Origin of the sequence: Pseudomonas palleroniana (assembly GCF_003031675.1) — a bacterium.
GTDB lineage: Bacteria > Pseudomonadota > Gammaproteobacteria > Pseudomonadales > Pseudomonadaceae > Aquipseudomonas > Aquipseudomonas palleroniana.
This window is the reverse complement of record NZ_PYWX01000010.1, coordinates 66,698-79,856: the sequence shown is the minus strand read 5'-3', so window position 1 is coordinate 79,856 and position 13,159 is coordinate 66,698. Positions and strand designations below refer to the sequence as shown.

Here is a 13,159-nt window from a genome sequence, read left to right as displayed (position 1 = left end):
GCGATTTGTAAGCGTCCTTTCCCAACACCGCGAATCCAAGTGGGAGGGAGTAAACCCCCTCCCACCGGGAATGCGCGCTGTTACACTGCGGGTCCGCGAAAGGAGCCTGCCATGCTGATTGTTGCCGACGAAAATATCCCGCTGCTCGATGCCTTCTTCGAAGGGTTTGGCGAAATTCGCCGGGTGCCCGGTCGTTCCATCGACCGCGCCACGGTCGAGCAGGCCGATGTGCTGTTGGTGCGTTCGGTGACCCACGTCAACCGAGCCTTGCTGGAGGGGACTGCGGTGCGGTTTGTCGGAACCTGCACCATCGGCACCGATCACCTGGACCTGGAATACTTCACGCAGGCCGGCATTGCCTGGTCCAGCGCCCCCGGCTGCAATGCGCGGGGTGTGGTGGATTATGTGCTGGGCAGCTTGCACACCCTGGCTGAAATCGAGGGGGCCGACCTCAAGCAGCGCACCTACGGCGTGGTGGGCGCGGGTGAAGTGGGCGGGCGCCTGGTCAAGGTGCTCAAGGGCCTGGGCTGGGATGTGCGGGTGTGCGACCCGCCGCGCCAGATCGCCGAAGACGGTGATTACGTCAGCCTGGAGCAGATCATCGAACAATGCGATGTGATCAGCCTGCATACGCCGCTGACCCAATCCGGCAATGGTTCCACCTGGCATCTGTTTGATCGCGAGCGTCTGAATCGTCTCAAGCCCGGCACCTGGCTGATCAATGCCAGCCGGGGGCCGGTGGTCGACAACGCAGCCCTGCGCGAGGTGTTGCTGGCTCGCGAAGACCTGCAAGCGGTGCTGGACGTGTGGGAAGGCGAGCCGCAGGTGGATGTCGACCTGGCTGACCTGTGCGTGCTGGCCACGCCGCATATTGCCGGTTACAGCCTGGACGGCAAGCAACGTGGGACGGCGCAGATCTATCAAGCGCTCTGTGCGCATCTGGGCCAGCCGGCCAGCATTCAATTGAGCGACCTGCTGCCGGCGCCGTGGCTGGCCGAGGTGCACCTGAATGCCTCGACCGACCCGGCCTGGGCGCTGGCGACCTTGTGCCGCAGCGTTTATGACCCGCGCCGTGATGATGCGGATTTTCGCCGCAGCCTCGTAGGCAGCGAGCAAGAGCAGCGCAAGGCTTTCGACCTGCTGCGCAAGCACTATCCGGAGCGCCGCGAGATCGATGGCCTGCGCGTGCGGATCAACGGCGAATCGCCAGCCTTGTCGAACATCGTGTCCGCCTTGGGTGCGGTAACGATCTAGCACCCAATAAACGAGCACACAATAAAAAACCCGGCCATCGAGGCCGGGTTTGAAAGAGCGTGGGCGCTTCAGCCTTGCTGGGCAGGTTTGACCAGTCGCTGTTCCAGCTCGTGACACGCTTGCTGGATCATCTCTTCGGTAATCTGAACCTCGCGGCCCTTGGCGTCGATGTACGAGCAAGGCAACTGCTGCGGTTGGCGGATTACGTTAATTTTGGCATCGCTGCTGTTTTGCAAGGTCATGGCCTGTCTCCTCATCAGGTTGTGTACCTAGTTTAATTTCTCCGCGTGACCGAGCTATTACAACTCCTTGCAAAGTCACGGTGCGGGTATCCAGTCCACCAGAAACCGATACATATTTCCAGCCGTGCTTTAGACCGATAGCCTCTAGCAGCCTGTATCGGCGGGCATAAATAACCTGACTCATTGTTATTTACACAAGTTCCCCCAATGTTGCTGTGCACAGACCTCTCTTTCTTGGCGCAGGTGAAACCCTCCATGTTCTCAGTCCGTCAACGTCATGCGATTCGCTTGGCCAGCCGTTTTATCGCGCCCTATCGCTGGCAGGCGCTGGCAGCCTTGTTGGCGCTGATTGTCACGGCGGGTATCACCTTGTCGATGGGGCAGGGCATCCGTCTGTTGGTAGACCGAGGGTTCATGACCCAGTCACCGCACCTGCTCAACCAGTCCATCGGGCTGTTCATGGTGCTGGTGCTGGGCCTGGCCGTCGGCACCTTTACCCGGTTCTACCTGGTCTCGTGGATTGGCGAGCGGGTGGTGGCGGACATCCGTCGGCAGGTGTTCAACCACCTGATCTATCTGCATCCGGGGTTCTATGAAAACAATCGCAGTTCGGAAATCCAGTCACGGCTGACCACCGACACCACGCTGCTGCAATCGGTGATCGGCTCGTCCTTGTCGTTGTTTCTGCGTAACGGGTTGATGGTCATCGGCGGCATCGTTTTGTTGTTTGTCACCAACCCCAAGCTGACCAGTATCGTGGTGGTGGCCTTGCCGCTGGTGCTGGCACCGATCCTGATTTTCGGTCGCCGCGTGCGCAGCCTCTCGCGCCTGAGCCAGGACCGTATCGCCGATGTGGGCAGCTACGTGTCCGAGACCCTCGGCCAGATCAAGACCGTGCAAGCCTACAACCACCAGGTGCAGGACGAACAACGCTTCGCCGTGACCGTGGAAGACGCGTTTGCCACGGCGCGCAAGCGCATCGCCCAACGGGCCTGGCTGATTACCCTGGTGATCATGCTGGTGCTGGGCGCCGTGGGGGTGATGCTGTGGGTGGGTGGCATGGACGTGATCAGCGGGCGCATTTCCGGCGGTGAACTGGCGGCGTTTGTGTTCTATAGCTTGATCGTCGGCAGTGCCGTAGGCACTTTGAGTGAGGTGCTGGGGGAATTGCAGCGCGCTGCGGGGGCCGCTGAGCGTATCGGCGAGCTATTGCAGTCGAGCAACGAGATCCAGGCACCGGCCACTGGCACGCTGCAGTTGCCGGAGCGGGTCAGCGGGCGTATGGAATTGCAGGACCTGCATTTTTCCTACCCGTCGCGGCCAGACCGCTATGCCATCGATGGCCTGAGCCTCACGATCAACCCTGGCGAAACCCTCGCCCTGGTGGGGCCGTCCGGGGCGGGTAAATCGACGATTTTCGACCTGTTGCTGCGCTTCTACGATCCACAACAAGGCCGCATCCTGTTGGAAGGCCACCCGCTGACCGATCTCGACCCCATGGACCTGCGTCAGCATTTTGCCCTGGTATCCCAGAGCCCGGCGCTGTTTTTCGGCAGCGTCGAAGAAAACATCCGCTACGGCAACCCGTCCGCCACGCGTGAGCAGGTCGAAGCCGCCGCGCGCATTGCCCACGCCCACGACTTTATCCTGCAAATGCCCGACGGCTACCAGACCCACCTCGGCGACGGCGGCATGGGCCTTTCCGGCGGTCAACGCCAACGCCTGGCCATCGCGCGTGCATTGCTGGTAGATGCGCCCATCCTGCTGTTGGACGAGGCCACCAGCGCCCTGGATGCCCAGAGCGAGCATTTGATCCAGCAGGCGCTGCCGCAGTTGATGCAAGGGCGCACCACCCTGGTGATTGCGCATCGATTGGCAACCGTGAAGAACGCGGACCGGATCGCAGTGATGGATCAAGGCAAATTGATCGCGGTCGGTACGCACCAGCAGTTGATTGCGAGCAATCCTCTATATGCACGATTGGCCGCTTTGCAGTTCAGTGATGGGAAGGAAGGCGAAAAGTAGTGAGCGGGCTTGCCCCGCGCTGGGGGGGCGAAGCCGCCCCAAATCCAGGCACCTCGGTCTCTCTGAAGCATCGAGGCATCCTTGTTGGGGCGGCTGCGCCACCCAGCGCGGGGCAAGCCCGCTCACTACAGGTTGTTACTGGTCATCGAAGTAGCGCTCATGCCAATCCACCAGCGGTTGGGGGGAGTTGAGCTTTTGCCCGTAGATCACCGAATAAGACAGGACGTTCTGCACATACTGGCGGGTTTCGTCGAAAGGAATGCTTTCAACCCACACATCGAAGCTCAGGTGGTCCGCCCCGCGCAGCCATTGGCGCACACGGCCGGGGCCGGCGTTGTAGGCGGCAGAGGCGAGGACGCGGTTGCCGCTGAACTGGCTGTGCACCTGGCTCAGGTAGGCGGCGCCGAGCTGGATGTTTTTGTCCGGGTCGAGCACCTGGGCCGGGGAGGCCAGCGGGATGCTGAACTTGCGTGCGGTTTCCTTGGCGGTACCAGGCATCAGTTGCATCAGGCCGCTGGCGCCGACGCCGGAGCGGGCGTCGTCCATGAAGGCGCTTTCCTGGCGGGTGATGGCGAACACCCAGCTTGAATGCAGACCACGCACCTTGGCCTCGCGCACCAGGGTGTCGCGGTGCGCCATCGGGAAGCGGATATCCAGGTCGTCCCAGTATTGCGCCTGGCTGATGGTACGGATTGCCGGGAAATACCACTTCATGTCGTAGGCCAGCTTGGCCTGGGCCACCATCTCGTCACGGTTGAAGTGACGGCTGACGTGGTACCACTCGCGGCGGCCATCCACCACCTGGCCCCGCGCATAGAACTCCAGGGCACGCCGCACGCCGGGGGTGTTGCGCACTTTGTTCATCAGTGCCTGGCTCATGACCAGTGGCTTGTTGGTCAGCTGGTAGGGCGCTTTGGAGCGATCGGCGGCGAGGAACCCGTAGAAGTCTCGTTCCTTGGCCACGTTTTTGTACAGCACCAGCGCCTGTGGGTTTTTCGGTTCGGCCAGTTCCAGGCTGCGCGCCTGCCAGTAGCGCCAGCGGTTGGTGGTCGCCAGGTCTTGCGGGAGTTTGCGGGTGAGCTGGTAGGCTTCTTCCCAGCGAGCCAGGCGCAGCAACAGGCGCAGGCGCCATTCGGAGACGGTATTGTCACGCAGCTCCGGATCGTACTGGGTCATCACGTCCAGCGCGCGCGGGTCGTAGCGGCGCGCCAGGGTCAGGCCGATTTCGCGGGCGATCGACACTTTTTCGTCACGGGAGAAGTGCATGCTGCTGGCGTAGCCGTCGAGCAGGGCCATGGCCTTGTCCGGGTCCTGGCGCGCCAGGCGGCGCAGGCCCAGGCCAACTGCATCGGACATGGCCTCGGTGGCCGGCAGGAAGCGCGACGGGTCGCCGAGCATGTCAGGCTTTTGCGCGACATCCACCATCAAGCGGCCTTGGGCGCCGAGGGTCGGCAAGGTTTTCACCAGGCTGTTGGCCAGTGCGTAGTTGCGCGCTTCGGCGGCGAGTTTGGCGCGGTCCCAGATCTTTTTCTCGGTGAGTTGGCCGTCGGCCGCCCATTGACCGAAGGTGGCATCGCAGGCGGTAGGTTGGGTCTTGCCGGTCATCCACAGCTTTTCGGTGGTCTTGTAGCCTTCAGCTTTCAGGTTGTGGGTGAGCTGATATTGACCGTGCAGGCAGTCCAGTTCGACGAAGTTGAGCTTGGGGTCGTAGTACTTTTCAAAGGTCTGCCAGTCGCCACGGTCGGCCAGCCAGCGCAACCAGCGCAACTTCATCCAGTTGGCCTGGGGCAGGTCGCCGTTTTTGGCGAGGAATTGTTCGATTTCCTCGTTGCTCGCGGTTTTCAGGCGCGCGGTCAGCTCGTCGTAGGCCAGGTACGGCGTAAGCGGGTAGTCGGCCAGGGCCTGGCTGTATTGCATGTAGGGGCCGCTGTCGCCTTTGGCCAGGGCGCGCTTGGCTTCATCGTAATATTGACGTTGGGTGGTGAGATCCACGGCCTGGGCGGATTGAACGGCGGTGGCGGAAAGAAGCAGACAAGATAAAAAGTTGAAAAGGCGGCTGCGCATGAGACGTCCGTGCAGAGAAATCACGAATAGCGCCGGCACCGCCGACACTGACTGCCCCTAGCTTAGCCTTTTGCCCGCAGCCGGTGAAAGCTTTGCGGCCCGCTTGGTCCAAGTTAGACGCAAATGTCCTGTAGAACCTGTTCATAGCGAAAATGCCGGCCGCATCCCACCCGCAACTCAGGTAGAATGCGCGCCCAGTTTTTGGAGAAGCTCATGACCCTGCTCAAATTCAGCGATGTGTCCCTTGCTTTCGGCGCTATGCCGTTGTTGGACAAGGTGTCCTGGCAGATCGCCCGTGGTGAGCGGGTGTGCATCATCGGCCGCAATGGCACCGGCAAGTCCAGCATGATGAAGCTGGTAAAAGGCGATCAGAAACCCGATGACGGCGCCGTGTGGCGCGCGCCTGGCCTCAAGATTGGCGAGCTGCCGCAGGAATTGCCGGTAGCCGACGGACGGACAGTGTTCGACGTGGTTGCCGAGGGCCTGGACGGCGTTGGCGCATTGCTCGCCGAGTATCATCACCTGGCGCAGAACTGCGTGACCGATGCCGATCTGGACAAGCTGATGCACGTCCAGCAAGACCTCGAAGCCCGCGATGGCTGGCGCCTGCAACAGTTGGTGGATAGCACCCTGAGCCGCCTGCAATTGCCTGCTGACAAGACCCTGGCCGAGTTGTCCGGCGGCTGGCGTCGCCGTGTGCTGCTGGCCCAGGCATTGGTATCCGAGCCGGACCTGTTGCTGCTCGACGAACCGACCAACCACCTGGATATCGGCGCGATCGCCTGGCTGGAAGAAGCCATCAAGGACTTCCAGGGGGCTGTGCTGTTCATCACGCACGACCGTGCTTTCCTGCAGAGCCTGGCAACGCGCATCCTCGAACTGGACCGTGGTGGCCTGATCGACTGGAACGGCGACTACGCCAGCTTCCTGGTGCACAAGGAAGCCGCCCTGGCCGCTGAAGAAACCGCCAATGCGCTGTTCGACAAGAAGCTGGCCCAGGAAGAAGTCTGGATCCGCCAAGGCATCAAGGCGCGCCGCACCCGTAACGAAGGCCGCGTACGCGCCCTGAAAGCTCTGCGCGTGGAACGCAGCGAACGTCGCGAGCGCACCGGCAAGGCCAATATCCAGCTGGATACCGCCGAAAAGTCGGGCAAGCAAGTGATGGTGCTGGAGAACGTCAGCTTCCATCACCCGGACGGCCCGTTCCTGATCAAGGACTTCTCCATGGTCTTGCAGCGCGGCGATCGTATCGGCCTGCTGGGCGCCAACGGCACCGGCAAGACCACGTTGCTCAAGCTGATGCTCAGCGGCCTGCAACCCACCAGCGGCAAGGTGGAGGAGGGCACCAAGATCGACGTGGCCTACTTCGACCAGTTGCGCCATCAGTTGGACCTGGAAAAAACCGTGATCGACAACGTTGCCGAAGGTCGCGACTTTATCGATATCGACGGCCAGAGCCGCCATGTGCTCAGCTACCTGGGCGACTTCCTGTTCAGCCCGCAGCGTGCACGCACGCCGGTCAAAGCCCTGTCCGGCGGGGAACGTGCGCGCCTGCTGCTGGCCAAGCTGTTCAGCAAGCCGGCCAACCTGCTGGTGCTCGACGAACCGACCAACGACCTCGATGTGGAAACCCTCGAGTTGCTCGAAGAGGTCTTGCTGACCTTCAACGGCACGGTGCTGATGGTCAGCCACGACCGGGCATTCCTCGACAACGTGGTCACCAGTACCCTGGTCTTCGAAGGTGAAGGCAAGGTGCGTGAATATGTGGGTGGTTACCAGGACTGGCTGCGTCAGGGCGGCTCGCCGCGCCTGCTGGGTGTGACCGAGAGCAAGTCCGGCAAGGCCGACCTGAACTCGGCGGTCGTCGCCCCGGCTGCCGCTGCGGCACCCGCTGAGCCGGCGGCACCGGTTGGCAAGAAGAAACTCAGCTACAAGCTGCAGCGCGAGCTGGAAGCCTTGCCGGGTGACATCGACGCCAAGGAACAGCAGATTGCCGCGGTGGAAGCGGAAATGGCTGACGCGGGTTTCTACCTGCGCCCTGCGGCTGAAACCGCCAAGGTCATCGCGTCCCTGGAGACATTGAACCAGGAACTGGAAGTGCTGATGGAGCGTTGGGCTGAGCTGGATGCCTGAGTGATTCCAGTGCATTGAAAAACCCGGTGATCATCTGATGAGCACCGGGTTTTTCATATGAGAATGCAGTTTAAATGTGGGAGGGGGCTTGCCCGCGATAGCAGTCTGTCAGTCGATACATCTGGTGACTGACACTCCGCCATCGGGGGCAAGCCCCTTCCCACATTTGACCCTCATTGATTTAAGAAGGGTTTTTCACCAGTTTGACGGCCAGCACATCACACGGCGCGCCGTGCAGCACGTCATTGGCGGTAGAGCCCAGCAGCAACGCCAGGCCATGGCGGCCATGGCTGCCGACCACGATCAGGTCGCAGTGCTGTTCCTTGGCCAGGTGGTGAATCTCCTGACGTGGCTGGCCGTAAGTGAGGTGGGAGTGTTCCTTGGTCACTTCGGGATATTTGAGGATGAGCCGGTCGAGGCGTTCTTTGGCCTGGTCGAATTGTTGTTGCTGCAACTGGGAGAGATCCATGGGCACGTCGCCGCCGAAGGCCATGGCCATGGGCTCGACGATGTGTACCAGCGACAGCTTCGCGCCGCTTGCGACCGCAAAGGCACGGGCGCGCTTGATCACTGGATCGCACTCTTCGGTCAGGTCGACGGCGACCAGAATATGTTCGTATGACATGGGGCGTTCCTCCAGGGGACTGCAATATATTCAGTATGGCTGCTTTCAAGCGGATCGGGTTGCGTCAGATCAAATCCGCTCAACTGGAAATTCGGGAGTACACATATGACGGTCTGGATAGTGGTGTCAATCCTTGTGGTGGTTCTGAGCCCTCTGGCATGGCTGCGTCCGTCGCGCCATCAGAGTGGGCGCATGGCCCTGCGCATGGAGGCACGCCGCATTGGCCTGACCATGCAATTGGCGCCCCAGGAGTGGCCGCACTGGCTCAAGCTGGAGCCGCCGAGCCCCTGTGCACAGTACTGTCGGCCACGACGCGGCAGCACGCCGGCCATCTGGAGTTACTGGCAACTGGAGCCCGGAATGTGGGTCAACCAATGGCGTGAACCCTGCGTCGATGAAAAGTTGTTGCCGCATTTTGCGACGCTGCCCGCCAATGTCTACAAAGTCGAGGCCGACAGGCAAATGATCGCCCTGTATTGGGGGGAGAAGGGTGAAGCCGCTGTCCTGAAGGACATTGATGCGCTGCTCAAGGCGTTGGCCTGAAAAATAGGCAATAAAAAGCCCGACATGTTCATCGGGCTGGAGTTGGCCAGGCAGGCCGGTAATTTTGTGTATCTCTCGCGACGGATGTTCTCTCCAGCGCATTAAGGTTGTCGCTAGCCTAGCGGCATATCCCGTTCTGTACAGCCTTTTCCCAGAACTTTTCTCTTATTGATTTCGTGAATGTTTGAATATTGATGCGAGGCGCACCTAGGCTAAAGGTTCTGAAATGACTGGAAAGTCGCGTTTTTACTAGCCTTTCGGAGCGATTGACAATTGCTCGGAATTGAATGAAGGTGACGTACCCAAATCAAACGGGCGTATGAATTGAGCGTTTGTCTGTCAGACCGCTCATACAGAACCCCGACTATCGCATTGGCGGGTGTGCCTGGCGGATTGGCGTGAGCATTGACGCAACTATCAATGCCCAACCAGAGGCCAGCGTTCAATGTGTACTGTTCAGCTTCCATATCGTGGAGATCAGTTGATGATTTACGAAGGTAAAGCCATCACGGTTAAGGCTCTTGAAAGTGGCATCGTCGAACTGAAATTCGACCTCAAGGGTGAGTCCGTCAACAAGTTCAACCGTCTAACCCTGAACGAACTGCGTCAGGCCGTAGACGCCATCAAAGCAGATGCTTCGGTCAAGGGCGTGATCGTTTCCAGCGGCAAGGACGTGTTCATCGTCGGCGCTGACATCACCGAATTCGTCGACAACTTCAAGCTGCCCGATGCCGAGCTGGTGGCTGGCAACCTCGAAGCCAACAAGATTTTCAGCGATTTCGAAGACCTCAACGTGCCTACCGTTGCCGCGATCAATGGCATCGCGTTGGGCGGCGGCCTGGAAATGTGCCTGGCCGCAGACTTCCGCGTCATGTCGGCCACCGCCAAGATCGGCCTGCCTGAAGTCAAACTGGGCATCTATCCGGGCTTTGGCGGCACCGTGCGTCTGCCGCGCCTGATCGGTGCCGACAACGCCATCGAGTGGATCGCCGCGGGCAAGGAAAACAAAGCTGAAGACGCGCTGAAAGTCGGTGCCGTCGACGCCGTGGTTGCGCCGGGCAAGCTGGCCGAAGCCGCGCTGAACCTGATCAAGGGCGCCATCAGTGGCGAATTTGACTACAAGGCCAAGCGTCAGCCGAAGCTGGAAAAACTCAAGCTCAACGCCATCGAACAGATGATGTCGTTCGAAACCGCCAAAGGCTTCGTGGCTGGCCAGGCCGGCCCGAACTACCCTGCGCCGGTTGAAGCGATCAAGACGATCCAGAAAGCCGCGAATTTCGGTCGCGACAAAGCCCTGGAAGTGGAAGCGGCGGGCTTCGTCAAACTGGCGAAAACCTCGGCGGCCCAGAGCCTGATCGGCTTGTTCCTGAACGACCAGGAACTGAAGAAAAAGGCCAAGGCCTACGACGAGATCGCCAAGGACGTGAAACAGGCCGCCGTACTCGGCGCCGGTATCATGGGCGGCGGTATCGCCTATCAGTCGGCGTCCAAAGGCACGCCGATCCTGATGAAGGACATCAACGAGCACGGTATCGAGCAAGGCCTGGCGGAAGCCGCCAAACTGCTGGTAGGCCGTGTGGACAAAGGCCGTATGACCGCTGCGAAGATGGCTGAAGTGCTTAACGGCATTCGTCCTACGCTGTCCTACGGTGATTTCGGCCACGTCGACCTGGTAGTCGAAGCCGTTGTCGAGAACCCGAAGGTCAAGCAAGCCGTGCTGGCTGAAGTGGAAGCCCAGGTCAAGGACGACACTATCCTGGCCTCGAACACGTCGACCATTTCCATCTCGCTGCTGGCCAAGGCCCTCAAGCGTCCGGAAAACTTTGTCGGCATGCACTTCTTCAACCCGGTGCACATGATGCCGCTGGTGGAAGTGATCCGTGGCGAGAAGTCCAGCGAGCTGGCCATTGCCACCACCGTTGCCTACGCCAAGAAAATGGGCAAGAACCCGATCGTGGTCAACGACTGCCCGGGCTTCCTGGTCAACCGCGTGCTGTTCCCGTACTTCGGTGGTTTCGCCAAGTTGGTCAGCGCCGGCGTGGACTTCGTGCGCATCGACAAGGTCATGGAAAAATTCGGCTGGCCGATGGGCCCGGCGTACCTGATGGACGTGGTCGGCATCGACACCGGCCACCATGGTCGCGATGTGATGGCTGAGGGCTTCCCGGACCGCATGAAGGACGACCGCCGCTCGGCGATCGACGCGCTGTACGAGGCCAAGCGCCTGGGTCAGAAGAACGGCAAGGGCTTCTATGCCTACGAGGCCGACAAGAAGGGCAAGCAGAAGAAAGTGGCCGACCCGTCGGTGCACGAAGTGCTGGCTCCGGTCATCTACGAACAGCGTGAGGTGTCGGACGAGGACATCATCAACTGGATGATGATCGCCCTGTGCCTGGAAACCGTGCGTTGCCTGGAAGATGGCATCGTTGAAACCGCCGCCGAAGCCGATATGGGCCTGGTGTACGGTATTGGTTTCCCTCCATTCCGTGGTGGTGCGCTGCGTTACATCGACTCGATCGGTGTGGCCGAGTTCGTTGCCCTGGCTGATCAATACGCTGATCTGGGCCCGCTGTACCACCCGACCGCGAAGCTGCGTGAAATGGCCAAGAACGGCCAGCGCTTCTTCGGTTAAGTGCCCAGACGACTAGAGCGAGAATATTTATGAGCTTGAATCCAAGAGACGTCGTGATCGTCGACTTCGGTCGTACTCCGATGGGCCGCTCCAAGGGCGGCATGCACCGCAACACCCGCGCCGAGGACATGTCGGCGCACCTGATCAGCAAGCTGCTGGAACGCAACGTCAAGGTCGACCCGAACGAAGTCGAGGACGTGATCTGGGGCTGCGTCAACCAGACCCTGGAGCAGGGCTGGAACATCGCACGCATGGCGTCGCTGATGACCCAGATCCCGCACACGGCTGCCGGCCAGACCGTCAGCCGCCTGTGCGGTTCGTCGATGAGCGCGCTGCACACTGCCGCCCAGGCGATCATGACCGGCAACGGTGATGTGTTCGTGGTCGGTGGCGTGGAGCACATGGGCCACGTCAGCATGATGCACGGTGTCGATCCTAACCCGCACATGTCGCTGTACGCGGCAAAAGCCTCGGGCATGATGGGCCTGACTGCGGAAATGCTCGGCAAAATGCACGGCATCACCCGTGAAGCCCAGGATGCGTTCGGCCTGCGTTCCCACCAGTTGGCCCACAAGGCGACCGTGGAAGGCAAGTTCAAGGATGAAATCATCCCGATGAACGGCTACGACGAGAACGGTTTCCTGAAACTGTTCGACTACGACGAAACCATTCGTCCGGATACCACCCTGGAAAGCCTGGCGGCCCTGAAGCCGGCCTTCAATCCAAAGGGCGGCACCGTGACAGCGGGTACTTCTTCGCAGATTACCGACGGTGCTTCGTGCATGATCGTGATGTCGGCGCAACGTGCCCAGGACCTGGGTATCCAGCCGCTGGCGGTGATCCGTTCGATGGCGGTGGCAGGTGTGGACCCGGCAATCATGGGCTATGGTCCAGTACCGGCCACACAAAAAGCCTTGAAGCGCGCGGGCCTGACCATCAACGACATCGACTTCTTCGAGCTCAACGAAGCTTTCGCCGCACAGGCCCTGCCGGTGCTGAAAGATTTGAAAGTGCTCGACAAGATGAATGAGAAGGTTAACCTGCACGGCGGTGCAATTGCCCTGGGCCACCCATTCGGTTGCTCCGGTGCACGTATCTCCGGCACTCTGCTTAACGTGATGAAGCAAAATGGCGGTAACCTTGGGGTTGCAACCATGTGCATTGGTCTCGGCCAAGGCATTTCCACCGTCTTCGAACGCGTCTAAGCGTTGAGTTGACGCAAGCCGGGGCCCAGTGCCCCGGTTTTTGTTTTTTGGCGGGTTTGTATTTTTTTTTTAACAAATTTTTGTAAGAGGGCCAGAGCATGAAAGTCGAACCAGGGCTCTACCAGCATTATAAAGGTCCGCAGTACCGCGTTTTTAATGTGGCACGGCACTCCGAGACCGAAGAGGAAGTGGTGTTCTACCAAGCACTGTATGGCGATTACGGCTTTTGGGTGCGCCCCTTGAGCATGTTCCTGGAGACCGTTGAGGTTGACGGCGAGCAGGTCCCGCGCTTTGCTTTGGTCCAGGCCGAACCCAGTCTTTTTTCAGGGCAATAACGGCAGGCCGCGCAGAATGCTGCGCTTGACCTCACCTTGTTGCCACTATATATAGCGTTGCCGCGACAGGCGCCAACTGCCTTTCACTTCTCGAATTCAGG

The 13,159-nt window shown here is 60.3% G+C and carries 10 protein-coding genes; 7 read left to right on the top strand and 3 right to left on the bottom strand.

What is annotated here, in order from left to right:
• Positions 1-111: 111 nt before the first annotated feature.
• Complete coding sequence (pdxB, locus tag C9383_RS02785) at positions 112-1,254, top strand: 4-phosphoerythronate dehydrogenase PdxB (protein WP_060753136.1); 1,143 nt, start codon at positions 112-114, stop codon at positions 1,252-1,254.
• A gap of 68 nt (positions 1,255-1,322) precedes the next feature.
• On the opposite strand, the gene C9383_RS28095 is transcribed toward pdxB, so the two are convergent.
• The gene (locus C9383_RS28095) at positions 1,323-1,496 is read right to left on the bottom strand and encodes a PA1571 family protein (RefSeq protein ID WP_060753137.1); all 174 of its coding nucleotides are present in this window, start codon (positions 1,494-1,496) and stop codon (positions 1,323-1,325) included.
• Between the two features lie 207 nt (positions 1,497-1,703).
• Between C9383_RS28095 and C9383_RS02780 the strand changes: the two genes are divergently transcribed.
• Positions 1,704-3,521: an ABC transporter transmembrane domain-containing protein gene (locus C9383_RS02780; protein WP_162843512.1), complete on the top strand. Its 1,818-nt coding sequence runs from the start codon at positions 1,704-1,706 to the stop codon at positions 3,519-3,521.
• A gap of 135 nt (positions 3,522-3,656) precedes the next feature.
• Here the strand turns inward: C9383_RS02780 and C9383_RS02775 are convergent, their stop codons facing one another.
• Complete coding sequence (locus tag C9383_RS02775; RefSeq protein ID WP_090366166.1) at positions 3,657-5,585, bottom strand: transglycosylase SLT domain-containing protein; 1,929 nt, start codon at positions 5,583-5,585, stop codon at positions 3,657-3,659.
• A 213-nt stretch (positions 5,586-5,798) separates the two neighbouring features.
• Here C9383_RS02775 and C9383_RS02770 point away from each other — a divergent pair, with 213 nt between their 5' ends.
• The gene (locus C9383_RS02770) at positions 5,799-7,718 is read left to right on the top strand and encodes an ATP-binding cassette domain-containing protein (protein WP_090366165.1); all 1,920 of its coding nucleotides are present in this window, start codon (positions 5,799-5,801) and stop codon (positions 7,716-7,718) included.
• A 181-nt stretch (positions 7,719-7,899) separates the two neighbouring features.
• Here the strand turns inward: C9383_RS02770 and C9383_RS02765 are convergent, their stop codons facing one another.
• Positions 7,900-8,343, bottom strand: coding sequence for a universal stress protein (locus C9383_RS02765; protein ID WP_090366163.1), 444 nt, complete (start codon positions 8,341-8,343; stop codon positions 7,900-7,902).
• A 105-nt stretch (positions 8,344-8,448) separates the two neighbouring features.
• Here C9383_RS02765 and C9383_RS02760 point away from each other — a divergent pair, with 105 nt between their 5' ends.
• The 4 genes from C9383_RS02760 to C9383_RS02745 all read left to right on the top strand — a co-directional run bounded on the left by C9383_RS02760 (position 8,449) and on the right by C9383_RS02745 (position 13,058).
• A complete protein-coding gene (locus tag C9383_RS02760; protein WP_090366162.1) occupies positions 8,449-8,886 on the top strand; it encodes a hypothetical protein in 438 nt (145 codons plus the stop codon).
• 484 nt (positions 8,887-9,370) lie between these two features.
• Complete coding sequence (gene fadB / locus C9383_RS02755; protein WP_060753143.1) at positions 9,371-11,518, top strand: fatty acid oxidation complex subunit alpha FadB; 2,148 nt, start codon at positions 9,371-9,373, stop codon at positions 11,516-11,518.
• A gap of 29 nt (positions 11,519-11,547) precedes the next feature.
• A complete protein-coding gene (gene fadA / locus C9383_RS02750; RefSeq protein ID WP_016975260.1) occupies positions 11,548-12,723 on the top strand; it encodes an acetyl-CoA C-acyltransferase FadA in 1,176 nt (391 codons plus the stop codon).
• Positions 12,724-12,821: 98 nt separating this feature from the next.
• On the top strand, positions 12,822-13,058 hold the full coding sequence (locus C9383_RS02745; protein WP_021490990.1) for a DUF1653 domain-containing protein: 237 nt from the start codon (positions 12,822-12,824) through the stop codon (positions 13,056-13,058).
• Positions 13,059-13,159: the final 101 nt, after the last annotated feature.